Origin of the sequence: Binatus sp. (SeqCode) (assembly GCF_049584895.1) — a bacterium.
In the GTDB taxonomy this organism is placed as follows: Bacteria; Desulfobacterota; Binatia; order Binatales; family Binataceae; genus Binatus.
In genome coordinates, this window is sequence record NZ_JBAUYR010000030.1 from 19,484 (window position 1) to 42,900 (window position 23,417).

The following is a 23,417-nucleotide window of genomic DNA, read 5'->3' on the forward strand; positions in this document are numbered from 1 at the left end:
TCCCGCCATGCGCAAACCCTCATCGACCGCGGTTGCTGTACCGGCGGGAGGTGGTTAGCTTTTCATGGCGGAGCGTTTAAGCAGTGAAATCGAGAACCGTCATTACAGAAATCGCCGCGGCGGGCGCGTTGCTCAGCTCGTACCCGATGGACTGGCTGGTGCGACGAGGCGAGCCGTACTTCTGCGAGCCGTCGAGCGAACCCGTCATCTTGCTGCATGGCTTCGGCGGCAGCCGCTCCAATCTGCTGGCGCTTGCGGCGTATCTGCGGCTGGTGGGATTCGACAACGTTTCTTATTTCGAGTACCCGCGGTGGCAGTCGCTTGCCGATTCTGCCGCCCAACTCGGCCGCGTCGCAGATGAAAAATCCGGCGGCAACGGCGTCCATCTGATCGGTCACAGCTTCGGCGGTACCGTCGCGCGGCGCTATACCACCAGTGCGCCGAAAAGCGCGGTGCGCTCGCTAATCACGCTGGGCTCGCCGTATTCATATGGACAATGGAGTCCGACCGAGGTCGGGATTTTCGGCGACGACGACCCTATAGTGCCGGCGCCGATCGAACCGATGGTGAATAGCGCCGCGTTCCGACAGATCGTCACGCTGTACGACGTCGGGCATCTCGCGCTGATTTTTCACCCCGAAGCGCTGCGAATCATCGGCACCGAGTTGCGCGCAAACCGCGCACCCGAAAGCCGAGCCGCCGCGTAAGCGCTGGCGCGTCAATCGCGCGCCCTCTAGACTCATCGCGTGCCATCAGCGAAAGAAGCGGGAGCGATCGTGCTGGTCGGTGGGCGCAGCTCGCGGATGGGCCAGTCCAAGGCGGCGCTGGATTTCGGCGGGATGCCGCTGCTCACGCGGATTGTCATCGAGCTCAAATGGTGGTTCGACGAAATTGTGATCGTCGCGGCGCCGAAGTCGGAAGCGTTGCCTCGGATCGAAATTCCCGGATTGAAAATCGTTCACGACGAGACCGCATTCGCCGGCCCGCTGGACGCGCTCCGTCGCGGCCTGAATGCGCTCGATCACGGCATCGCGTTTGCCTGCTCATGCGATCTGCCGATGTTGAATTCCGACGTTGCAGCCGACCTGGTCGCGATGATCGACGATTTTGACGCAGTGATTCCCGAAGTAGGGGGCAAGCTGCAGCCGCTGCACGCGGTCTATCGCAAGCGATGTGCAAACGCGATTGAGTCCCTCACGGCCGGCGGCGAACAGCGCCTGACTGCCAGCGCCAGCGCAATCAATGCAAGAAAAGTCGGCGAAGAAGAAGTGAGAAAGCTCGATCCGCAGCTCACCAGCTTCTTCAACGTAAACACCCCCGAGGACTACCGTCGCGCCCTCGAACTAGCGGGGCTCTCGAAATAAATCCGGATTTCTTCCCCCCTCCAGAAGGGAGAGGGGCTAGGGGAGAGGTTTCTCCCACCTCAATATCGGGCGGCGCGCGGCTAACGCTTCATCCACGCGCGAGACCGGCAAGGTCTGCGGCGCATTCTTGACCCGCTCGGGATCGTTCAACGCTTCGTCGTAAATCCGCTCCATCGTATCGACGAAGCTGTCCAGGATTTGCTTGCTCTCGGTCTCGGTCGGCTCGATCATCAGCGCGCCCGGCACCACCAGCGGGAAATAGATCGTCGGCGGATGAATTCCGAAATCGAGGAGACGCTTAGCGATCTCGAGCGTGCTCACGTGGGCGCGCTTTTCAAGGTCATGCGACAGCACGCATTCATGCATCGAGGGCTCGCCGGTCGCACTCGGAAAGTGCGGTTCAAGCCGTTTGCGCACGTAGTTCGCACCAAGGATCGCGAGCCGGCTCGCCATCCCGAGGCCGTCGCCGCCGAGCGCGAGGATATACGCATACGCGCGCACGATCATTCCGAAATTGTTGTGATACGAGCGCATCCGTCCGATCGAGTCGGGGCGATCGGCGTCGATTTCGTATCCTGCGTCGGAATGCTTCAAGCGCGGGAGCGGGAGGAACGGCTCGAGATGCTTTCTCACTGCGACCGGACCCGCGCCCGGACCGCCACCGCCGTGCGGAGTCGAGAAACTCTTGTGCAAATTAAGTTGCACGATGTCGGCGCCCATGTGCCCCGGCTTGGCAACGCCGAGTAGCGCGTTCATGTTCGCGCCGTCGAGATAGAGCATCGCGCCGCGCTCATGCAGCGCAGCCGCGATCTCCTGAATTTCCGGCTCGAAAATTCCGAGCGTGTTCGGATTGGTGACCATCATCGCGGCCACGTCGTCGCTCATCAGACGACGAACCTCCGACGCTTCCAGGTAGCCGCGGCGGTTCGATTTCGCGACGATCACCTCGAAGCCCGCGAGCGTGCAGCTGGCAGGATTGGTGCCGTGCGCGGTATCCGGGATGATCACCTTGTGCCGCACCTCGCCCTGCTTGCGATGATACGCGCGGACCATCAACAGTCCCGTCAACTCGCCCTGAGCGCCGGCCGCCGGATGCAGCGACACCGCGTCCATGCCGGTGATTTCGGCGAGCGCAGCTTCCATCCGCGCGATCAATTCGAGCGCGCCCTGCGCCAGATGCGCGGGTGTCGCGGGATGCAGTCCCGCCAACCCGGTGAGCGCCGCAAGCTCGTCGTTCACGACCGGGTTGTATTTCATCGTGCACGATCCGAGCGGATAGAACTCGAGCGCCTGCGCGAAGTTGAGCTGCGACAGCCGCAGAAAGTGCCGCAGCACCTGCGGCTCGCTGAGTTCGGGAAAGCCGGGGAGATCCGCGCGGCAGAGCTCCGCGCCCAGGAGTTCAGCGCCGCTCCGATCACCGGCAGCACGAGGCGACAGATCAGTTCCGCGCCGACCCTCGGACGAAAGTTCGAAAATAAGCGGCACGCCCGCTGTGGGTTCGATCCGGTCGACGCTTGTAGGACTCTCAGGTAACGCGATTGGTCCGATTCTGCCCGCGCTCGCCATCACCGTTGGCCTCCCGCAATTGCCGCCGCCAGCCGAGTGAACTCATCGCCGCGATTCATTTCGGTAACCGAAACCAGGAGCGCATCAGAGAGTTCAGGATAGTCATCGCCGAGCGGTACGCCCGCAAGTATCTGCTTGCGCTCAGCAGCTTCCAGAGCGGTCGCCGGGTTCGCAAGCTTCAGCGCGAATTCATTGAAGAACGGTCCCGAGAAGCGTCGCTGGATGCCCGCAGCTGCGAGCACTTCCGCCGCTCGATGCGACAGCTCGACGTTTCTCTCCGCCAGATCGCGCAATCCGCTGCGGCCCATCAGCGAGAGATAGACCGTCGCGGCCAGCGCGCACAGCGAATGATTGGTGCAGATATTGGAGGTTGCACGTTCGCGGCGGATATGTTGCTCGCGAGTATTGAGCGTCAGGCAAAACGCGCGGCGCCCGTCGCGATCGCGAGTCTGCCCAACCAGCCGTCCCGGCATCTGCCGGAGATGAGCCGTTCTTGCCGCCATGAAGCCGACGCCCGGTCCGCCGTATTGAAGCGGCAGTCCGAAACTCTGACCCTCGCCGACCGCGATATCGACGCCAAGCTCGCCCGGCGCGCGGATCAGACCCAGCGCGATTCCCTCGGCAGTGGCGGAGATCGCGAGCGCTCCCGCGCGATGGGTTCTTTCAGTGATCGCGCCAAGCGGCTCGATCACGCCAAACGCGTTGGGATAGCCGGTGACCGTGCACAGCAATCGATCGTTGGCGACACGATCGAGCGCGGCAGCGTCGGTCGCGCCGGTCACGTCGTCGAACGGAACTTCGACGATTTCGATTCCCTTGAGCGCGCTCAGATACGTGCGGATGGTTGCGCGATAATCGGGCCACAGCGCGCGCGAGAGTGCGACGACCGCGCGCTTCGGCATCAGCCGTCGCGCCATCAGCACCGCCTCCGCCGCAGCAGACGCGCCGTCATACATGCTGGCGTTGGCGACTTCCATCGCGGTGAGCTGCGTGATCAGCGTCTGAAATTCGAAAATCGCCTGCGTAGTCCCCTGGCTCGCCTCGGCCTGATACGGCGTGTAGCTGGTCGCGAATTCCGCGCGCGCGATAACGGCGCGCACCGCTGCGGGCACGTAATGCCGGTAATAGCCGGCGCCGAGGAAGCTCGCGAAGCCCGACGCGCCGGTGTTGCGATCGGCGAGTGCGGAAATCTCATGTACTACATCAGCTTCGCTGCGCCCGCGCTCGAGATTGATCGTCGCGCTCGCGCGCAGGTTCGCCGGCACGTGCGCGATCAGGTCGTCCAGATGCCTCGCGCCGATCGTCTCGAGCATCGACGCGACATCGCTGTCGGTATGTGGCATGAATCTCATGGAATCAGCTTGTCCTTCACCCCCACCCAGCCTCCACTTCGCCTACAATTCAATCACACGCTCGCAGTTGATGCCGCATGGCCTTCGTCGCGCCGATAGAACGGCCGCCGCACGATTGTTGCCCGTGCTTTCCGCTCGCGAATCTCCACTTCGAGCGACTCGCCGACGGTTGGCGAATTCTTCGCACCTTCGACATTTAGATACGCCATCGCGATCGGCCGCTGAATCGACGGCGCGAACGTCCCGCTGGTCACGACTCCCGCCTCTTCGCCGTTTCGAAGTACGCGGTAGCCCTGCCGCGCGACCATCCTGCCGTCGTCGGTCTGCAAACCGACTAACGTCTTCTTCATTCCGTGATCGCGTTGCGCCGCAAGCGCCTTCTCGCCGACGAACGGACGCCCGAGCTTCACGAAGACTCCCAGACCGGCCTCCAGCGGCGACGAGTTGCGATCGAGTTCATGACCATAGAGCGGCAGTCCCGCTTCGAGCCGCAAAGTATCACGCGCGCCGAGCCCCACTGGCTTGGCGTTGGCGGCAGCGCCGACCTCGAGGATTGCCTCGAACAATTGGCGCGCGCCATTGTTGTCCACGAACAGCTCGAAGCCGTCTTCGCCGGTGTATCCGGTGCGCGCCGCGAGGCACGTGATTCCGGCGACAGTTCCTTCGGCGACGCCGAAGCGCGGGACATCGGCAATCGGAAATTCCGCGAGCGTCGCCAGTATCGCGACGGCTACCGGACCCTGCACTGCGATCAGCGCAGTCGCATCGCTCACATCTTCGAACTTCGCGCGTCCGCCGTTCAGCTCGACGATCCATTCGCGATCCACCTCGATGTTCGAGGCGTTGACGCAGAGCATGTAGCGCTCCGGTCCAAGGCGATACACGATCAGGTCGTCGATCGTGCCGCCGTCCTCCGCGCACATAATCGTGTATTGCGCCTGGCCCTGCTTGAGCCGCGCCGCGGAATTGGTGAACGCGCGCTCGAGCGTCTCGACCGCATGCGGTCCGCTGATTTCGAACTCTCCCATGTGACTGAGATCAAAAATCCCCGCCGAATTTCGGACCGCAAGATGCTCCTCGATAATCCCGCGGTAACTCACGGGCATCTCGAAACCACCGAAAACCGTCATCCGTGCGCCGAGTTTCTGGTGAAGGTCAAATAGAACAGTGCGCTTGGGCGCATTCATCAGCGCAAAAATTGTAACAGACCGTTTTCAGGCGAACGAGAGACGACGCGTGATTTGCCAACAGCCGCCGACTTTCTGTCCACAGCGCCTTGCTCGCCGCAATCCAGTGCTATAATCGACTGATACTCCGATGGCTGCGATCATCATGGATGGCCGGGCGCTGAGTGCGCATCTGATGCCCGAATTGCGCGCCCACGTTGACGAGCTCAAGAGCCGCTTCGGATGCAAGCCCACGCTGGCGGCAATCCTGGTCGGCGACGATCCAGCGTCGCGCCAATACGTTAAGAACAAGCAGCGCGTCGCCGCCGAACTCGGATGCGAGAGCCGCATGGTGCGGATGACCTCGGCTGAGGCGACCACCGGTTCGTTGCTCAACGTTATCGGCGATCTCAACGCCGACAAGAGCGTCAACGCGATCCTGCTCCAGTTACCGATTCCCGATTCGGTCGACCGTTTCCGCCTGTTCGACGCCATCGCGCCCGAAAAAGATCTCGACGCCGTCAGCTCGGCGAGCGTCGGCGGCTTCTACCGCGGTGAATGGGGACGCTTCATTCCATGCACTCCGCGGGGCGTGCTCACTTTGCTCGACTACTACAAGGTGCCGGTGGACGGCGCGCGAGCGACTATCATTGGACGCAGCGATATTGCGGGCAAACCGACCGCGCTGATTCTCGGCGGACGTCTGCGCAACGCTACGATTACGTGGTGCCATCGCCACACCCGCGACCTTGCCGCAATTTGCCGCGAGGCCGACATCCTCATTCCATGCGTCGGCGCGCATACCGGCCAGCCCTACCTGATTACGGCCGAGATGGTGAAGCCGGGTGCATGCGTGATTGACGTTGGCTTTCGCAGGGTCGGTCCCGGCAAGTTCGTGGGCGATGTCGATTTCGAAGCCGTCAAAGAAGTCGCCGGGTGGATTACGCTCAACCCCGGCGGCACCGGCCCGATGACCGTGGCATCACTGATGCAGAACCTGATCGACGCAACGCGCTATCAGCTAGGATTGCCGCGCGCGGCATATTCCGTCTGAGGGGCCATATCGAGGCACATTGCTTTGCGCAACGTTCGCGTTTCCCGTACATTTGCAAATTGCAGTAGGGGAACGTCCGCACAAATCGAATGGCATCACCGACCACCGGCTCGAAGACCACCAGCTCAACCGGCGAGCGCTCGGGTAAACGCACCCTGAGCGACGTCCTGATAGGACCGCCGCGCGATGTCCGCGATCCGGAAATTTTCCACAGCCTCTCACTGGTCGCATTTCTCGCGTGGGTCGGCTTGGGCTCCGACGGCCTGAGCTCCTCCTGCTACGGTCCCGAGGAAGCCTTCCTCGCGCTCGGACACCATCAATACTTAGCGGTGTTCCTCGCGATGCTGATGGCGCTGACCGTCTTCATCATCTCGGCGTCGTATTCTCAAACCATCGACCTCTTTCCGACCGGCGGCGGCGGTTACCTGGTCGCGACCAAATTGCTCGGCAAGTATTTCGGCTTGGTCTCCGGATCGGCGCTAGTAGTCGACTACGTGCTGACTATCGCGATTTCGATCGCGAGCGGCGCCGACGCGATCTTCAGCTTCCTGCCGGTCTCGTGGCTGCCGTTCAAGTTCTGGTTGTGCATTCTCGTCGTAGCGCTGATGGTCTTGATGAATCTCCGCGGTGTCAAAGAATCGGTGCTGTCGCTTCTGCCGATTTTCATCGCCTTCATCATCATGCATGCCTGGTTGGTCGGCTACGCGATCTTCAGCCGCGCGCCCGAGCTGCCGTCAATCGTCGGCCACGCCGTGCGCGAGGTCCACGCCAGCGCCAATAGTATGGGGATGTTCGCGCTCGCGGTGATTTTCTTCCGCGCCTACAGCCTCGGCGGCGGCACCTACACCGGAATCGAGGCCGTCAGCAACGGCCTGCCGATTTTGCGCGAGCCGCGCGCCGAGACCGGCAAGCGCACCATGATGTACATGGCGATTTCGCTCGCGTTCCTCGCCGGCGGAATTTTACTCGGCTACCTGCTGCTCAACGTGGAAGCCGAGGTCGGCAAGACCCTCAACGCCGTCATGTTCGAACGGCTCGCTTCCAACTGGCAGATATTCGGCGTGCACGTTGGGACCCCAATTATCACCTTCACGCTGCTGACCGAGGGCGCGCTGCTATTCGTTGCCGCGCAGACCGGCTTCGTCGACGGTCCGCGAGTGCTCGCGACTATGGCGTCCGACCGATGGCTCCCGCGACGTTTCGCAAACCTGAGCGCACGCCTGGTGACGCAGGACGGCGTCATCACCATCGGACTCGCCGCCATGCTGCTGCTCGTCGGCACTGAGGCGAAAGTCGATATGCTGGTCGTCCTCTACGCAATCAACGTCTTCGTGACTTTCACTCTTTCGCAGCTCGGCATGACGACGCATTGGTGGCTCGAGCGCAAGAACGAAAAGCACTGGCTTCGCAAGCTGCTCATCAACGGCGTCGGGACCTTCTTCACCGCGACCATCCTCGTCATCACGCTGACGCTCAAATTTTTTCAAGGCGGATGGGTAACTGTGGTAATCACCGGCGGGTTGATCGCGGTGTGTTACACTGTGCGCCGTCATTACGAGAAGGTCTCGAAGGCAATCGAACAGCTCGAGGCCGACATCCTGCCGAAACTGTACGCGGTCAAAAAGCAAAAGCCCGCCGATCGCGATCCCAACGCGCCGACCGCCGCTATCCTGGTCAGCGGTTACAACGGCCTGGGGCTCGCGACGCTGATCCAGGTCCATCAATTGTTCCCGGGTGAGTTCCGCAATGTGGTCTTCATCGGAGTCGGCGAAGTGGATGCGGCGTTGTTGAAGGGTCCCGAGGAAGTGCACGAGCTCGAGCAGCGAATGACCGACGACTTGAATGAGTATTGCCAGTTCGCCGCCGACCTCGGTTATCATCCCGAACTGCGGGCCGGCCTCGCGCCCGATGTCGTCGTCGAGTTGCGCCGGCTATGCCTGGAAGTTGCGCACGAATTCCCGCACGTCGTGTTCTTCGCCGGCAAACTCATTTTCTCCGACGAGATCGAAGGTTTCATCGGTCGCTTCCTGCACAATCACACCTCGCTTGAACTCCAGAACTGGCTGCAACTCTACGGCTACAGCCTCGTAATCCTCCCAATCCGCGTCGGCGCCGGCTCAATGTCGATCCCGCAAACCTCCCAAGCCGCGTAATCGCCCCAACTCGCCCAGCAGTCGAAGCGCTTTTATAGCGCTCTTATGTAGTGGGGCGGGCCGCCATGCTCGCCTTCTTTATGTCGCCGCGATCACTTTCCAACCGGCGTGATCCGGTAAAACGCCAGATGCTCACCGCGATATTTCTCGACCGCTCTGAACCGCTTCGGATCAGGAAGTTCAGAATCTACCGCGTCACCATCCTTCCAACTGACGAGCCATCCTCCACCCGCCGATAACACCCGCTCCTCAACGGTCATTCGCGCAGACGGCGAATCAAATCCCGGAATAGCTATTCGCGGATTGCTCCCATGGAAGTAGTAATCGAACGGAACTGAGTAATAGCCGAATGGAAACCCGTCATTGGCGACGCTCGGCGCGTTCCCGGTCGAGACGAACCCGGATTCAAAGAAGACCGGATCGGATGAACCGCCTTGCGATACTTGCCTGGCGAAATCTCGCCACGGCTGCGGGTCGGGCCGGTCGAACGGCAGCATGATCAAGCATGCCAGCGCGAAGCCTGCCAGCAGCAGATTGCGCCATTTCACGCTGACCCGCGCCAATCCCGCCGCCGCCAACAATGCAAGCGTCGCGGTTGACGGCGCGACGTAACGCAGGTTGAACATCGGGCGAATCACGACCGAGCCCGCGCCCAACATGAGTCCCGGAAGGATCGTCCACGCACCGAGCCACACGAGCTGGCCGTCTGTATCCGATACGCCCGTCTGGCTCACAACAAACCGTAGCGCTACGGCGGCTGCTGCGAGCGCTACAAGTATTTTGAGGGGCAGCGGATACTCATATCCGGTTCCGATCCAGTCGAGCCAATGGCCTGCGATCAGCGTCTCGCTCTGCGCGCGCGCTACCGGCACGTACGGCATGAACAGCGCCATCGTGATGGCAATGGCCAGCCACGCCATCGGATTTCGTTTCCCGCCGATGTAATCGCGCACGAGCATCGCCACGCCCACTCCGATAAACAGGATGCCGCCGAGGTGCGTGTAGAGCAGGGCGGCTCCCGCGATGCCACATGCCACCGCGCCGCTTGCGCTCGGACGCTTGCGCACCCGCCACAGCGTCCACAGTTGCGCGAGCGCGATCGCTATCAGCATCGAATACATTCGTGCCGTATGCGCGAACACCACCGCCAGCGGATTGAATGCCCACATCGCAGCCGCCGCCAGCGCGGTGTTGTCGTCGAACATTTCGCAGCCGATCGCGAACACCAACACCAGCGTCGCCAGCGAAAAGATCACCGACAGCGATCGCAGTGAGGCTTCGCTCATCCCGAATATTCGCGTGTAGTAATGGAGGATGACGTAATAGAAAACCTGCTTGCCCGGATCGTGCAGCACAGGCGTGCGAACGATCGCGCCGACTCCCTGTTTCCCCGCCGCCCACGCGCTGTATGCCTCGCTCGCGCCGAGTGCGTCAGTGCCGAGATGAAGCGAATAGATAAATCCTGCAGCGACGAAAATCGCTGCGAAGATCTCGATCGGCCGCCGCGACGCTCTAGCGCCCATCGCGATTCTGTTGTCCGCCCACCGCGCGGGATAGTAGCGGATTTCGCGCACGCAATCTTCTTCGGTTCGCTTTGATAGTGGGGCGGGCCGCCGTGCACGCCAGACGCAAAGTCCATTGACTATCACGCCTCGGGCTGGCGTAACTGATCAGAATCATGTCCGAGTTCCTCGAAGAGGTCCCCGAAGTCGGTGCGGAGGGCGGAGGCGGGGTCGCGATCACCCTGCCACCGATCGAGCGGATCCGCTTCGAGGTATGGGCGCTCGCCTGGCCCGTGATCCTGTCTTTCGGTCTCGATTCGATCCTCGGACTCTCTTCGATGCTGATGGTGGGACGGCTCGGCGCGGACGCCGTCGGCGCTGTCGGCCTCGCGACGCAGATTCTCGGCGCAGTGCGCGCCGGCATCGCCGCGGTCGGAACCGGCACTATCGCACTGGTCGCGCGTTACATGGGCGCGAACGATCGCGACAGCGCCGAGGAGGTGCTGAAGCAGTCGGTCGTCTTCGGCGTGCTGGTTTCGACCATCATCGCGATTCCAGTAATCATTTTCGCGCATCCGCTGATGGGCGTGTTCCAGGTACATGGCCGGATGGCCGATATGGGCGCGCGATACCTGCAAGTTGTGATGCTCTCGGAGCCGTTCCAGGGAATCTTCCTGATGTGCGCGTCGGCACTGCGCGGCGCCGGCGACACGCGCACGCCATTGTGGATCGGCGGCATCATCGACGTGCTCGCAATCTTCCTCAACTACGTTCTCATCTTCGGCAAGTGCGGATTTCCGGCACTCGGCGTCGACGGCTCGGCGGTCGCGACCTTGCTCGCGATCGCGTTCGGCGGAATTTTATTTTTCTGGGCATTGTCGATCCCCGGGATGGTGCTGAACTTCCGATGGCGCGGTCTGTGGCCCGACTTCAGCCTCGGTCGCCGAATCCTCGGCGTCGGCAATCCCGCCGCCATCGAACAATTGTTGATCCAATTCGGCTTCGTTGCCTACGTCGGATTCATCACGCGCTACGGCGCCAAGGAGATCGCCGCGTATTTCATCGGCGTGCGAATCCTCGCGCTCTCATTCCTGCCCGGCTTCGGATTTTCCGCCGCCTCCGCGACGCTCGTCGGCCAGGGCCTCGGGGCGGGTGACCCGAAGTTCGCGCGCAAGGCCGGATGGGAAGCGACCCGGATGTCGATAGTCCTGATGACCGCGATGGGTCTGCTGTTTATCGTCTTCGCCCACTGGATCGCCGCGCTCTTCATCGACGACAAACAGGTCATCGCGTACACCGTGCAGTTCATGTACGCACTCGCCGCCGCACAACCGCTGATGGCGATCGACTGGACCATTACCGGCGCACTCCGCGGTGCAGGCGATTCCCAATTTCCGCTCTACGGCTCCCTCGCCGGCTTCTACGGCATGCGACTCTTCCTGACGATTTTAATTTGGTATCACGGCGGCAGCATCAACTACATCTGGTGGTCGCTGCTCGCCGACTACATCGTCCGCTCAATCGTAAAAGTCTGGCGCTTCCAAACCGGAAAGTGGGAAACCATCGAAGTCTGACCCGGCTGCGCACAGCCGCCGTCGGTTCGGTCGGAGTTCCGGCCTCTTCGTCCAAGATGACGTCCAGGTGAATAAGTTTGCGGCTGGCAGCCTTATCTTGGTTGAGTGGATTTCGCGGGTTAATGCCTTCCTTAAACTGAATTTGCGAGGCCTGCGAAGATTGGTACGTCGAAAGCGATATCTTCGTAATCTATTGTTGTATGCGCGCCAGCCTTGTCTGCCGACTGCATGACCAGACGGGTCGGAATGACCTTGCCGCTTTTTGTCTTGTATTCAGAAAACGTGAGCTCCCGCGCAAGCTTCCCGTCCTCGCTATAGTAACCCTGCCAGGTCGAAACCGAGTCGGCCTGGCGAAACTGCAGAACGATCTTCCCCCACACGACCGCCGCATCCGGCTTTGGGGTCAAGGTGTATTCATATACCGCCACCCCGCCACGCTGACCTTCGAAGGAGGTGGCAATAGTGTAATCGCGTGCAAGGAAAGGTTCTTTGACGAGATCATCGATAGTGAAGTCGCTTCCCATCCACGAAGTCATCGCCATAGAAGCCGGGATTTTGACCGTTCAGTTCGATTTAGGCAGGTAGTACCTGATGTCGCAGCCTTCTTTCAGAATGGCGGTGCCTGCTTCATCCTGAGGACTGACAATACGTACAAGGACCTTGTCGCCTAGCGACCAGATCTTCATCGATAGATCGCGCTGTCCGTCTTCGTTGGAAATCTGCATCTTCACGGTACCGATGCTCGACTTGCTGCTGAAAAGACTCGCTACCCGATCGACGGTAGCTTGCTCTTGTTGATCGCTCGCAGCGCGAGATATGCGCGCGACGCTCAACCATACCAGGCCTGGAATCATGGCTACGCTTATATTTCGACGATACGTGTAACTCATAGCTAGTACCAAACCCTATATGAAGTTGCGAATTCGCTTTCGATCTCGACCGCTTCTTGCACGAGCGGCGCTCGCATAGCCAGTCCCATAGGTATCCGAACCAGGAAATTAAAAGCAGTTCTCAATGAGTTCTTCACGATGACATCTCCGTTAGTTTTTGTGATGACAGCTCCACACCAGAGTAAGGGCCGCATGTCTGCGGCGATCGAGTGGGTCTTTGCTGGGTCATTCGAGCCGCTCATCGGTCACTTCGCAGGCACATTCTTGAGGTTCTTTCCGGAAGACTAGTTTTGTCCCGCAGGTAACATCAGTTTCTCTTGTGCCCGCCAAAAGCGTATACTGGTGAACTCACACGAGTCGTGCAGCTTTGAATGAACTCAAGAGCCATGGTTCTACCGACCTCGACCACCTGAGCCGCCTCAAGGCCCTTTGCTGGCTTTCGCCCGCAGAGCTCAACTTGCTGGTGAATGTGCTCACGCTGGCCAACTTCAAACGGCGGTCCGTTATTCTGCAGGAGACCGCGCTCGCCGCCCAAGTGCATATATTGTTAACCGGCATCGTGCGGATCACCTGCATGAACGCGCGCAGTGAGCGCGTGACTGTCGCCTTGATCGCACCCGGCCTGATTCCTGAGCTTCCGGCGTTGCCCATCAGCCGGTCCAATTTCCAGTGCGAAGCTTACAACGATTGCAGAGTTGGTACCCTTAGCTTCGACGAATTCGAAAGCATCACCGAGAAATCTGCAGAGTCCGCGTTCAGGCATCTCCACGAAAACGATTTGACGCAGTGGTACCGGCTATTGCTACGCAGCAGCAGTTTTTTGAATCTCGGACTTCATGAGCGAATCGCGATTACGCTGCTCGAACTATGTGCCGACTTCGGAATCGAGGAATCGCGCGGCACACTGCTGAGAGTATCTTTCAGCCAGAAGGACATCGCCAACCTGGTTGGAGCCTCGCGGCCCAGAGTGACTGAACACCTGGCGCGGCTCGAGCGCGAAGCTTTCGTTGTTCGTCAGGGACGGCAACTCATTGTGCGCGTCGCCCAACTCCAGCAATCGATTGGCTCGCATGCCAAATTGGTCGGTCTGACCTCCTGACCAGGGCGTCGTCCGCAGCAAAAAAGCCAATAGAAAAAAAGGCATCCGTTGACTTCACCATGAGGGCATTTGGCCAGGCGTGCCTTCGGCTTTCAAGGAAGTGATAGCCGACGATCACTGTTTAGTAGTTACGAGCGGTTAAATGATACCGCCGGCACGTTACGTGTGGAACTTATTTTAAGGTTGGCTCGCGGTGAATTAAGAAACTATTTGTGGGCGTAACTTTTCTTTCTAAGTTGAATAGACTTGATTCATGGGAGTAGCGTATCAGGATACGGTACTTTTGGTTCTCCACATAGCCAAATGAAGCAGCGTGGCGATAGCCTTCCGCATGGCGCCCAATGTAGTGTCAGCCAGCCGGGATCGACATAGGAATCGAGCCCGACTTTGATCCAGCCTGATCAGTGGTCCTTCTGCACGCCTTTGACCACGCTCCGCTAGACCAACATCTAAATGATGACGTCAGAAATTGTACAGTTCGACCTCGAGGATCCACGCAAAGCACGCGTCGCGTCGGATATCATCGACCTGTTGTACTTTTACAAAATTGGAGTGGGCAGGCCGAGAGAGATAGTCACGAAAATGCGATTCATAGTCGAGACCTATTGCACCTGGACCTATCCCGGTTTCTTCGGCTCGGATGACACGTTAGCGAGCATTGTCGAAAAAATCCGCAAGACCGGCGAGCAGCACCCCGCGTGCGCACTGCTCGATGAGCTCGATGAGATCCACGATTATTCGAGGGACTATCTAGGCGGTGCTGATACCGGAGGCGACGTCAGCGAGGTGCTCGACATCAAAGAACTGATCGGCTTCGTCCGGCGTACCTTGAAGATCGTTAATGCGATACCCAACCTGCCGTGAATCGAGTTCGCACACTGATCGGTGGGAGGAAGCGTCCCAGGCTCGGACGGCGTCAGTTCGAGCCGGGTCCGCCCGCTCCACTTATTCGCGGTTCTTCAACTGCTGACCTTCGCCGAGCCCGTATACCATTGCGGTCTTTGTAGTTCCAAGCTTAATCCATTCCGCGCAATCGAGCTGCACTCTTTTGTAATACTCTTCGGAGAGATCAAGGGACTCCTTGCTGACCTCGTCGATCCGATCGAATTTGCACTGAAACGCGAACTCGCCTGATAGCGATTTTTCCAGCGCTCGGCTCCGCCATATCGCGATAGTGGTCTTACCCTTGAAGTGGTGCCCGAAGTGAATCACGCCCATGGTGTTCTGGACTTCTTCGACGGCTACGTTGTTGACCAGCATCATTTTGGTTCGGGGCCTTATGTCGATGTGCTTGAGAGTCGGAAAGGCGCGGGCGATATCCTCGATGCCACGATCGAGCTCAATCTTAGGGGAAGTGAGCACGCATCCATGCGAATAGACACTGCGCATCCCGCCGAGGCGGTCGCGCTCAAGCAACAACTCTTCTTTAAACTTAATTTCGTCGTGCCCGCCCAACTGCGGACGCACGTCGACGGAAGCGGCGTCCTTGAGTTCCGGTGCGCGATACTTGAAGGTCAGTTCGTGGCCGGGTCGAGGCCATCCCTGGTCGTAAAAAGTGCGCTTTCGCAGAATAAAGTGATTGTTGTAGAGGTCAAACTGGGGAGTGTCATAAAACAGCACTTCACGGACCTGACTATCGAATGCGTGCTTGTCGACATCCACCTTGAGGTGGAGTTTTTTAAGGGTCTTGGACGCCTGTTCCCAAAATTCGAGAAAGCCGTGTTTGCTCGTAAACCGATCGGGCTGCAGCAGAATTTTGTACTCGCGGTAGTGAATTACGTCGCTGGCGATATGCTGCGTTTCGGGATGCTTGCTTATGTGCTTGTCCATTGATGACCCCATTCTACGAGTTTAGCAAAAGCATAGCAGGTAAAATCGTAGTTGGCAGCGTCGACTGACGCAATTGCAACTTGAATCTAGAATTTCCAGATGATGTTGAGCGCGACAAAGTTGAGATAGTTCGTCGAGTAATGCCCTTGCAGAGTCCCTGCGAGCGGCCCGCGGCGGGCAGCGTACGGAGCAGGCCCAGCATCCATGAACTCCCACGCGGCGCCGGCCGTTATGTCACTGTTGATCTGATATTGGATACCGGTACCGTATCGCAGTTGGCGATCGATAGGCAGGGTCGGAAGGCGGTTGCTTTTCGAGACCGTTGAACTGTCATACGCGAAACCCGCCGACGACAGCCATTTTTCACCGATCCGCAATTGCTGCCCGATCGCGATCTGACACGTGTCTGAGAAATGCAGGTTGGCCTCGACCGTTCTCTGCTTGGCGGTCGAAATTCCGACTGGAAACTCGCCGAACGCCGACCAGTTCTGCCATCCGACGTTGCCCATCAGGCTCCAGTAGGGGGTGACTTCGTAGAGTCCGCTGAGCATGACCTGCTGCGGCACTTCCATCGGGATATTGATCTTGGATCCGCCGATTCGATTGCGAATACGGTTGAGAATGGGACCGAGGTTCGTGAGATGCGGCCTAAAGCCGAACTTGTAGTCCTCAGGCGATTGATAAGTCAGTCCGATGCGAAGTTTGGCGATGGGCTTTAGCAGTATGCCAGCGTTGCCACCGAAGGCTTCATCCCACGATTCGAACGCCAGTCCGCCGTCTTGCGCACGCAGAAGAGCGTTGTTAACCTTCGATTGAAACTTCAGTCGCGCGACCGAAAAGCTGACACCTGCTCCTACCGAGAGCCAGTCGTTCACCTCGTAGGCGACCGAAGGATTGACTGTACCGGAAAGAATTGATTCGTAGGTCACGTAATAGCGTCCGACCCAGGTTTTACCGTAGTTGCCGGTAAAAGCGAAATTTGAGTCGAGCGCCACGCCGAGTCGCAACTTCTCCGAAAGTCTGTAGACGTAGAAGAACCCTCCGATGGGTGAGAACACGCCAGCATTGCCGCCGCCACCGCCCGACGTTGTCGTCTGTGAGGCTACGTCGAAGTTGGTGAAGGGCAGCAGAGCGCCAGACGCAGTCAATAGCTGCGAACGGTCGAGTTGAGTCATCCCTGCCGGATTAGCAGCAGCAGTTGAGGCGTCGCCAGCCATCGCCGCTCGTCCGGCGCTGGCGGTACCCAAGTCGGGTGCGCCGGTCTCATACAGCAATAAGCCGGCGGCGCGCGCAGACGTGACTAAGGCCAGCAGGATCACGGTCGCAAGACATAGGGTCCTACGAATGCGGCTGAATACTCGCAGGTCATTCATTTTGACATCAACACCTTGCCGGTAGTGCTATCGATATTAAACAGCCAGAAGGCGGTTACGTCCTCCTCCAGGATCATCGCGACCATGCCGACGCCGGGTGCGAAAAGATTGTAGCCGGTGTTTTGCGTATGAGCTGGACCTACTTTTCCTTCGCAGTTGACTCTGAACAGGACCGCCGGGAATGTGCCTGCCGGTACAGTTACCTGATAGGTGCCGACGTAGGTGTAGGTACCGTTGATCGAGCCTGAGTACCTCTGGTCGCTCGGGTCGTCGAGATAGTTTACCGAGACTTGCTGCGTGTAGCTCCGCGATTCACCTGGCTGCATGCCCTTGGGCACGAATGGATTGGCGGGGGTAGTGACAACTACGACGCCTTCGCCCGAGTCGGTAAGGGCGGCCATTATAATGTCGCCCTGGTCCGTCTCGCGCATGAAGCCCGCCAACGATGGCGTCATCTGAAACCGCCAGGCCTTCCTTCCTCCCGGGCGCCGTGCCTGCCAGAGCCCAAGCGTCTGCACGGTACCAGCGTGCGGCCCCGCAACAACCTGGAACTGTTGTGATTTTTGTTGGAGCGGAAAGTAGAGGGACGGGTCGTTGATAGGGCTACTCGGCAACGCGGCGCCGACTACACCCGGCCCAAGCTGGGCAGTTATATTTTGCTGATCCGCGGCCGGCAAAGGCAGCACGACTCCCTGGGCCCGCGCCGATCCTGAAGCCAACAGCAACACACCGAGCGTTGCGGTTACAAGCTTTCGCATTTGGTTCCTTCCTTTCTCTCTCTAGCGACTGCGCCCTTGAGTCCTCCAGAACCATCGGCGCAAGTAACAGCCGTCGCCGTCCCCGCTAGTTGCTCGACGGGCTTTGTATGAAGATGCCACCCTTAGGTCCGATCCGGACGCATTCGACCGAGCCATTGTAGTCGGGATTGCAAATGGGTTTGTCCGAAGCAGGACACTTATACAATCCAGCTCCCATATCCTGGCACTTATTGACATCGAAATGTAACTCAGTCTTTGACAGCGCCGCCTGCTGTGATGCGGATGGATCAGGCGACGACGAGCATCCGCCAAGTGTCAGCAGCCCCGTTACTGCGATCACTAAAAGCATCCGTTTTGGCATTGTTCCTCTCCTCACTCTTGAGTTTCGATTCGTCATTGAACTACCTCCATTCAGTATTGATACCTTAAGTGCGACGAAGGTCTTGCGAGTTACTCCCCAGTGCCTTTGCTTGCTGTCTGAGCTTCCGCCATCTTTTTCGCCATCTCAGCTTTCACCGCGTCAAGATTAAAGCTCGCACCCCGTTGCATCGGCGGATACTCGATGAAGGTTTGCAGTTCCTTGGCCATCAACTGCTGCACGAATACGAAGCGCCAGAATTCGTACTTGAACCAGTCGAAGTATTGCTGGGCACCTTCTTTCGTTCCATCGTTGGGCCAGCCCGTGCGCTCGAAGGGATCCAGTCTCAGGTTGGTGATATAAGGCACGTCCGGATGGGTCTTCTGACCCAGCCAACCCTCGGGTTGGTCGATGAAACGATACTTATAGTCATCAATCCGCACAGCACCGACAGTGCTTTCGCCGAGGTAGAAGATCTCGTGACGCGTTGACGGCCCTTTGCCAGTGATGGCTGCCATCTGGTCGTAACCATCCAGATGGTTCCTGTAAGTCCGGTCGCCGATCGTTTTGCCCTTCAGTAGCTCTTGAGTGATGTTCGGATTGCCGGCTGCGTCCACGAAGGTAGGAAGCCAATCCATCCCCGAGAAGATGCCGTTCTGCACGGAGTCCGCCGGCGTATGTCCCGGCCAGCGAAGTAGGCATGGCACACGGAAACCACCTTCGAGGACTGTTCCCTTGGACTGTGCAAATGGCGTCTGACCGCCGTCAGGCCAGGTAAAGACTTCGGTGCCGTTGTCAGTGGTGAAGACTACGATAGTGTTGTCGTCGACGCCCATGTCCTTGATTTTCTTCATTACCAGGCCGACATCGTCATCGAGTTGGGCCATGCCGGCTTCCTCTTCCGACCAACCATTTTCCGAGTTACGCATCGCTTCGTACTTGGGCGAAAGATGGGTGACGATGTGCATGCGCGTCGGGTTGAGCCAGACGAAGAATGGCTTGCCGTCTTTTTGTGCCTTGTCCATGAAATTGATGGCGAGGTCGCGAATTTCGTTGTCCACCGTTTCCATCCGTTTCGGATAGAGCGGGCCAGCGTCCTCGATTCTCTGTTTGCCGATCGCGCCCCAACGCGGCATTACCGTCGGATCATCAGTGTCGGTGGCCCAGCTATGAACCATGTTGCGCGGGCCGACGACATTCAAGAGGTTTTGCGGATAGTCGGGATGGGCAGGGTCTTCCATCGCGTCGAGGTGATACAAGTAGCCGAAGAATTCGTCGAAGCCGTGAACCGTGGGCAAGAACTCATTGAGGTCGCCAAGGTGGTTCTTGCCGAATTGACCTGTGGCATAGCCCACGGACTTAAGGATCGTGGCGATGGTCACCGCTTCGGCAGGTATGCCTATCTTGGCACCGGCTTGGCCGACAGTGGTCATACCGGTGCGGATAGGCAGCTCGCCAGTGATAAAGTTCGCCCGACCTGCCGTGCAGCTTGCCTCGGCGTAATAGTCGGTGAACAACATACCTTCTTTCGCGAGCTTGTCGAGGTTAGGCGTCCTACCCGCCATCATGCCGCGATGATAGGCACCGATGTTCCACATGCCGATGTCGTCACCCATGATGACAACGATGTTAGGCTGTTTCTCTTGCGCCCAAACTGAGCGCGCGTTGGACAATCCTATGATTGCGCCGACCAGGATCGCGATCGCAAAATAACTATTCTTCCAGACATACATAAGAAAATTCCCTCCTGGAATTTAACCTAACCCTTACTGCTATTGGCCTTCGTGCACATTCCAGCCGTTGGCCGTCAGTTGCTGATGCGCGAGCGGCGTCATTTTGCCGGTGATCCACAAGACGCGATTGTGCTGTGCCATCAACTGGGGATCAGTCGCAAATCCCGCTATGCGTGGTGTCCATGACAGGTAATCGACCGGCGCGGGAAGTATCGTATTGCGATTCTGATCGTGCGCGATTAGCACTCCGGGGGCATAGATCCTGGTGATAGGGCTCGACTGCTGGCCCCATTGAGCGAGCATATGTAGCGAGGTGACCAGGAAGCGCGCCTGGTATTCAGTCATCATGTTGCCGATATCGACCGCTGCCGCCCGACGACCGGGAATGTTGCCGAGCGCCTCGAGATTTTTGACTGCATCAACTTGCAGACTCAAAGGAATCGCGGTGTTGGTGGTAAAGGCTACGATCTCCTCCTGCGACAGGCCGAAGCTCTTCAGCTTCTTTTGAACGAGGATAATGAGGTCGGCTCTCGGTGTCTGATAAACGAGATCGTTTGTCACCGTGACTGCAGTGATGATCATCGAGCCCGGCACCGCCATCATGGCTGCGGAGACAGTCATGCGGGCCGAGAACATGACCCAGGCGACATGGTTCAGCTTCTTGGTGAGAATAGGATCAGAGCTATAAGGATCGACGTGTAGCTCGTGTGCGAGCTGTCGGCGGACCTGGTCATAGCCCAACGCAGTGAGCGTAGCGTTGCCGGCCTGACCGGCAGCCTTTCCACTGCCGAAGGAATTCGTAGCCGACGATGCTATCTCTCCCGCGCCCATACTGACGCGTCCAAATAGATCTCCGACTCCGCTCGGCAGCCCGGTAACGGTATCCATCGGATGCATGACCATATTGGCGGCGGCGCCCACTGGACGCACTGCGCTCGTGACCAGCGATTTGGCAAATACACTGCTGTTGCTCATGCTATCGAGCTGAGCGATCGCTGGAATTTCGGAAAGCCGAATCTTCAGCATGTCGAGGCTTTCGACGTAGTAGGTGCCTGCGTCATCATGAAACACGCTCGGGTCCGCGACGATGGTGTATTGGCCCATCGCGCCGTTAGTCGGCGCTTGCGGTAGAACTGTATATCCCTGTCCCGAGAGCGGAGTCGCGGGCAGCAGGTCGGCCACGTTGACGACCGGCGGTTCCTCGTACTGTCCTCCCGCCGCGCCGGGTTGGGAGGGTTGCATACTGGTCATAGGTGGCGGCGGCGCCTGTGCTGCAGGCGCTTGCGCAGCCTGGCTCGGTGCGGGTGAGGATGTTTGAGAGCATCCCACCAGCAACAATCCTGCGAGCAGTACTGACATCAAGCCCGTCGCGCGCTTAATACTTCTGGAGTTCAAATTCATTTCTCCTGACCGTTTTCTTTTTTACTGCAGCGTTCGGAATCGATGCGCTTTCAGCTCTGGGCCGGCTGCTTTCGCTTCCGGCCAGTTTGTAACTCGACTGCCGCGAATGACGTATGAGATTCATGGCTCACTTGCCGGCCAAGATTCGTCCATTTTTCAGGAGAGCGGTATTGTACTTTGGTACAATGGCCGACTGGGCGCCGCGCGATGCATAGTTACGTCGCAAGGAAGCTTGCGGATGACGGGCGGCCGTCCTCCCACGACAGCCGGTATCGTCAGTTGCCGAACAAATCGACGGCCACAGTTATTGTGGTAGATGACGACGCGTCCATCCGCCGGGCGCTACGACGACAACTACAAATCCTGGGATTCAATGTTCTCGACTTCGGAAGCGCCGAAGAATTCCTGACGAACGACTTTCCAGATGGCGACGCGTGCCTGCTGCTCGACGTTTACATGCCGGCGATGACCGGTATCGAACTCTGCAAAAAAATGACTGAGGCCGGCCGGCATCTGCCGACAATCCTGATCAGCGGCCGCGACGATGCGCAGACCAAAAAACTGATACGCGAGGCAAAGCCGATCGCCAGTCTGCTCAAGCCGTTCGACGAAAAAAGCCTGCTGCGCGCCATCAGGAAGGCGTTGCCCAATCAGTCGAATCTGCCGCACTAAGCACCGCCAACTGCTCAACAGCGAACAAACCGTTCGTTAAATCCTCGTGACCCTGAATTTTCGGGGCAACGACTGGCAATACGCGCTCGCTTTATCGCGGAAACATATTGTAAAGTTTGCCAAACGAAAGGATCGTGCTCCGTCGCCTCCCTCTCCCACTTCCGGCTCGGATCCAAACGACTGAACCTCAGCGAACGGTTTTATTCTTCACTGATGCAACCACGACCGACCAAGAAAACTCTCGAGCCGAAACGTGACCGGCGTGCGCTTGTCGATCGCGATCAGCATGAGATTTCGCGCTTCGAATCATTGGTAGGCGAGCTGTCCGCCGCGATGGCGCGCGCGCCGGCTGACGAAGTCGACCGCGAAATCGAGTCGTGGCTGGGCAAAATCTGCCGGGCGCTGGATCTCGACCGGAGCGCCGTATACGAGCGCGATTCACCGGACCAACCGGTACGTGCAACGCATACCTGGGTTCGACCGAATTTCCCCGCTTTCCCGAAGAATTACGAACCAGAGAAGCTCATTCAAAGAAGCACCCAGTTAGTCATGTCGGGGGAAACACTCGTCTTCGCGGATCCGAGCGAGATTCCGGCCGATAACCCGGATACACGGCGGATGGTTGCGAAATACGGACCTAAAGCTTCTGCGGCCATTCCGATGTGGGCCGGTGGCCGAGTTATCGGCGCAGCGAGCTTCGGTAAGTTCCGATCGCCCCGAAAGTGGCCGCCTGAATTGCTCGATCAACTGGCCATGGCGGTACGGCTCTTTGGCAGCGCGATCGAGCGCAAGCAAGCCGAGATAGCAATCAGGGCGGTCCGCACCGAACTCAGGGTCGCTTCGCGTCGCAACGTGATGAGCGAACTCGTCGCCTCGCTCTCGCATGAAATCAACCAGCCGCTTGGAGCGATATTGAGCAACCTTGGCGGCGTCGCGCGCTTGCTGACCCAGGGAAATCCGCAACCCGCCATGGCTTTGGAAGCGGTCAACAGCGCGATCGAGGACACCAAGCGGACTGCTGATATCGTTCGGCGAATCCGCTCGATGTTCAAGAACCAGGTCGAACACAAAGCCCCGATCGGCATCGGACCACTGATCGGCGAGGTGGTAAAACTCACTGCCGGCGAGGCCTCCGTCCGGAAGATCGCCGTACGGATCGAGGTCTCGCCCCCAGGCCAACGGGTTATCGGCGACTCGATCCAGCTGCAGCAGTGCGTGCTGAACCTGGTGATGAACGCATTCGACGCGATCACGGAAGCGAGGTCTCCTCGACGCGACGTTGTAATCAAGGTCGCTCCAGAAAAGATCGGATGGGCGGCAGTTTGCGTATGCGATAGCGGCGGGGGCATTGACCCTGCCGTCGCGAAACGCCTGTTCGAGCCATTCGTTACGACCAAGATCGACGGGATGGGACTGGGCCTGCTCGTGACCCGCTCTATCGTCGAGAGTCACGGCGGAAGAATCTGGGCGTCGCCGAATCCAGACCAGGGCAGCACGTTCACGTTCACGCTCCCGATGGCTGAAAGGAAACGATCAAGCGCATCGAGACGCATGGGTTGAAGGTTTTCGGAT

At 58.9% G+C, this 23,417-nt stretch carries 21 protein-coding genes; 9 read left to right on the forward strand and 12 right to left on the reverse strand.

All coding sequences use genetic code 11. The annotated features are described in order from the left end of the window. The first annotated feature begins 83 nt into the window (after window positions 1-83). Together WB650_RS05085 and mobA are read left to right on the forward strand one after the other, a co-directional pair. Window positions 84-707, forward strand: a complete 624-nt coding sequence (locus WB650_RS05085) for an esterase/lipase family protein (protein ID WP_422304876.1) — start codon at window positions 84-86, stop codon at window positions 705-707. Between the two features lie 39 nt (window positions 708-746). Beyond that, complete coding sequence (gene mobA, locus WB650_RS05090) at window positions 747-1,364, forward strand: molybdenum cofactor guanylyltransferase (protein WP_422304877.1); 618 nt, start codon at window positions 747-749, stop codon at window positions 1,362-1,364. 36 nt (window positions 1,365-1,400) lie between these two features. On the opposite strand, the gene gcvPB is transcribed toward mobA, so the two are convergent. Genes gcvPB through gcvT form a run of 3 tightly spaced genes read right to left on the reverse strand, consistent with a single transcriptional unit; the run spans window position 1,401 to window position 5,469 of the window. Further along, window positions 1,401-2,930 (reverse strand): aminomethyl-transferring glycine dehydrogenase subunit GcvPB, encoded by a 1,530-nt coding sequence (gcvPB, locus tag WB650_RS05095; RefSeq protein ID WP_422304879.1) that lies wholly within the window; start codon window positions 2,928-2,930, stop codon window positions 1,401-1,403. Continuing rightward, window positions 2,930-4,282, reverse strand: a complete 1,353-nt coding sequence (gene gcvPA / locus WB650_RS05100) for an aminomethyl-transferring glycine dehydrogenase subunit GcvPA (protein ID WP_422304880.1) — start codon at window positions 4,280-4,282, stop codon at window positions 2,930-2,932. The genes gcvPB and gcvPA overlap by 1 nt, the downstream gene beginning before the upstream one ends. A 53-nt stretch (window positions 4,283-4,335) precedes the next feature. Then, window positions 4,336-5,469 carry a glycine cleavage system aminomethyltransferase GcvT gene (gene gcvT / locus WB650_RS05105; protein ID WP_422304881.1) on the reverse strand — a complete coding sequence of 378 codons (1,134 nt, stop codon included), beginning with the start codon at window positions 5,467-5,469 and terminating at the stop codon, window positions 4,336-4,338. Window positions 5,470-5,599: 130 nt separating this feature from the next. Between gcvT and WB650_RS05110 the strand changes: the two genes are divergently transcribed. Together WB650_RS05110 and WB650_RS05115 are read left to right on the forward strand one after the other, a co-directional pair. Further along, a complete protein-coding gene (locus WB650_RS05110; RefSeq protein WP_422304882.1) occupies window positions 5,600-6,502 on the forward strand; it encodes a bifunctional 5,10-methylenetetrahydrofolate dehydrogenase/5,10-methenyltetrahydrofolate cyclohydrolase in 903 nt (300 codons plus the stop codon). 89 nt (window positions 6,503-6,591) lie between these two features. Next, entirely contained in the window at window positions 6,592-8,655 is a 2,064-nt protein-coding gene (locus WB650_RS05115) for an APC family permease (RefSeq protein WP_422304884.1), read from the forward strand. 92 nt (window positions 8,656-8,747) lie between these two features. Here WB650_RS05115 and WB650_RS05120 read toward each other — a convergent pair whose 3' ends face one another. Next, window positions 8,748-10,229 (reverse strand): glycosyltransferase family 39 protein, encoded by a 1,482-nt coding sequence (locus WB650_RS05120; RefSeq protein WP_423959657.1) that lies wholly within the window; start codon window positions 10,227-10,229, stop codon window positions 8,748-8,750. 104 nt (window positions 10,230-10,333) lie between these two features. Here WB650_RS05120 and WB650_RS05125 point away from each other — a divergent pair, with 104 nt between their 5' ends. Further along, the gene (locus WB650_RS05125; RefSeq protein ID WP_422304888.1) at window positions 10,334-11,731 is read left to right on the forward strand and encodes an MATE family efflux transporter; all 1,398 of its coding nucleotides are present in this window, start codon (window positions 10,334-10,336) and stop codon (window positions 11,729-11,731) included. Window positions 11,732-11,862: 131 nt separating this feature from the next. Here the strand turns inward: WB650_RS05125 and WB650_RS05130 are convergent, their stop codons facing one another. Together WB650_RS05130 and WB650_RS05135 are read right to left on the reverse strand one after the other, a co-directional pair. Then, window positions 11,863-12,285, reverse strand: coding sequence for an outer membrane lipoprotein-sorting protein (locus WB650_RS05130; protein ID WP_422304898.1), 423 nt, complete (start codon window positions 12,283-12,285; stop codon window positions 11,863-11,865). 9 nt (window positions 12,286-12,294) lie between these two features. Further along, entirely contained in the window at window positions 12,295-12,621 is a 327-nt protein-coding gene (locus WB650_RS05135; protein ID WP_423959659.1) for a hypothetical protein, read from the reverse strand. Window positions 12,622-12,988: 367 nt separating this feature from the next. Here WB650_RS05135 and WB650_RS05140 point away from each other — a divergent pair, with 367 nt between their 5' ends. After that, window positions 12,989-13,720 carry a Crp/Fnr family transcriptional regulator gene (locus WB650_RS05140; protein WP_422304892.1) on the forward strand — a complete coding sequence of 244 codons (732 nt, stop codon included), beginning with the start codon at window positions 12,989-12,991 and terminating at the stop codon, window positions 13,718-13,720. 456 nt (window positions 13,721-14,176) lie between these two features. Continuing rightward, entirely contained in the window at window positions 14,177-14,584 is a 408-nt protein-coding gene (locus WB650_RS05145) for a hypothetical protein (RefSeq protein WP_422304894.1), read from the forward strand. 81 nt (window positions 14,585-14,665) lie between these two features. Here the strand turns inward: WB650_RS05145 and WB650_RS05150 are convergent, their stop codons facing one another. The 6 genes from WB650_RS05150 to WB650_RS05175 form a co-directional block, all read right to left on the reverse strand. Next, window positions 14,666-15,550, reverse strand: coding sequence for a hypothetical protein (locus tag WB650_RS05150; protein ID WP_422304895.1), 885 nt, complete (start codon window positions 15,548-15,550; stop codon window positions 14,666-14,668). Between the two features lie 86 nt (window positions 15,551-15,636). Beyond that, entirely contained in the window at window positions 15,637-16,923 is a 1,287-nt protein-coding gene (locus WB650_RS05155; protein ID WP_423959662.1) for an OmpP1/FadL family transporter, read from the reverse strand. Then, window positions 16,920-17,681, reverse strand: a complete 762-nt coding sequence (locus WB650_RS05160) for a hypothetical protein (RefSeq protein WP_422301815.1) — start codon at window positions 17,679-17,681, stop codon at window positions 16,920-16,922. The genes WB650_RS05155 and WB650_RS05160 overlap by 4 nt, the downstream gene beginning before the upstream one ends. An 85-nt stretch (window positions 17,682-17,766) precedes the next feature. After that, window positions 17,767-18,042: a hypothetical protein gene (locus WB650_RS05165; protein ID WP_422301817.1), complete on the reverse strand. Its 276-nt coding sequence runs from the start codon at window positions 18,040-18,042 to the stop codon at window positions 17,767-17,769. Between the two features lie 89 nt (window positions 18,043-18,131). Continuing rightward, window positions 18,132-19,772 (reverse strand): arylsulfatase, encoded by a 1,641-nt coding sequence (locus WB650_RS05170; RefSeq protein WP_422301819.1) that lies wholly within the window; start codon window positions 19,770-19,772, stop codon window positions 18,132-18,134. A gap of 39 nt (window positions 19,773-19,811) precedes the next feature. Continuing rightward, window positions 19,812-21,131, reverse strand: a complete 1,320-nt coding sequence (locus tag WB650_RS05175) for a hypothetical protein (protein ID WP_423959664.1) — start codon at window positions 21,129-21,131, stop codon at window positions 19,812-19,814. A 249-nt stretch (window positions 21,132-21,380) separates the two neighbouring features. On the opposite strand from WB650_RS05175, the gene WB650_RS05180 reads away from it, so the two are divergent. Beyond that, window positions 21,381-21,845: a response regulator transcription factor gene (locus WB650_RS05180; protein ID WP_423959666.1), complete on the forward strand. Its 465-nt coding sequence runs from the start codon at window positions 21,381-21,383 to the stop codon at window positions 21,843-21,845. 213 nt (window positions 21,846-22,058) lie between these two features. Beyond that, window positions 22,059-23,405, forward strand: a complete 1,347-nt coding sequence (locus WB650_RS05185) for an ATP-binding protein (protein ID WP_422301824.1) — start codon at window positions 22,059-22,061, stop codon at window positions 23,403-23,405. Window positions 23,406-23,417: the final 12 nt, after the last annotated feature.

Bases quoted from the DNA above. Each gene is read 5' to 3' on its own strand.
- WB650_RS05115 (WP_422304884.1), top strand. From the start codon at position 6,592: ATGGCATCACCGACCACCGGCTCGAAGACCACCAGCTCAACCGGCGAG.
- WB650_RS05165 (WP_422301817.1), bottom strand. From the start codon at position 18,042: ATGCCAAAACGGATGCTTTTAGTGATCGCAGTAACGGGGCTGCTGACA.
- WB650_RS05150 (WP_422304895.1), bottom strand. From the start codon at position 15,550: ATGGACAAGCACATAAGCAAGCATCCCGAAACGCAGCATATCGCCAGC.
- gcvPB (WP_422304879.1), bottom strand. From the start codon at position 2,930: ATGGCGAGCGCGGGCAGAATCGGACCAATCGCGTTACCTGAGAGTCCT.
- WB650_RS05155 (WP_423959662.1), bottom strand. From the start codon at position 16,923: ATGAATGACCTGCGAGTATTCAGCCGCATTCGTAGGACCCTATGTCTT.
- WB650_RS05110 (WP_422304882.1), top strand. From the start codon at position 5,600: ATGGCTGCGATCATCATGGATGGCCGGGCGCTGAGTGCGCATCTGATG.
- WB650_RS05145 (WP_422304894.1), top strand. From the start codon at position 14,177: ATGACGTCAGAAATTGTACAGTTCGACCTCGAGGATCCACGCAAAGCA.
- WB650_RS05180 (WP_423959666.1), top strand. From the start codon at position 21,381: ATGCATAGTTACGTCGCAAGGAAGCTTGCGGATGACGGGCGGCCGTCC.
- gcvPA (WP_422304880.1), bottom strand. From the start codon at position 4,282: ATGAGATTCATGCCACATACCGACAGCGATGTCGCGTCGATGCTCGAG.
- gcvT (WP_422304881.1), bottom strand. From the start codon at position 5,469: ATGAATGCGCCCAAGCGCACTGTTCTATTTGACCTTCACCAGAAACTC.
- WB650_RS05175 (WP_423959664.1), bottom strand. From the start codon at position 21,131: ATGTCAGTACTGCTCGCAGGATTGTTGCTGGTGGGATGCTCTCAAACA.
- WB650_RS05135 (WP_423959659.1), bottom strand. From the start codon at position 12,621: ATGAGTTACACGTATCGTCGAAATATAAGCGTAGCCATGATTCCAGGC.
- WB650_RS05170 (WP_422301819.1), bottom strand. From the start codon at position 19,772: ATGTATGTCTGGAAGAATAGTTATTTTGCGATCGCGATCCTGGTCGGC.
- WB650_RS05160 (WP_422301815.1), bottom strand. From the start codon at position 17,681: ATGCGAAAGCTTGTAACCGCAACGCTCGGTGTGTTGCTGTTGGCTTCA.
- WB650_RS05125 (WP_422304888.1), top strand. From the start codon at position 10,334: ATGTCCGAGTTCCTCGAAGAGGTCCCCGAAGTCGGTGCGGAGGGCGGA.
- WB650_RS05185 (WP_422301824.1), top strand. From the start codon at position 22,059: ATGCAACCACGACCGACCAAGAAAACTCTCGAGCCGAAACGTGACCGG.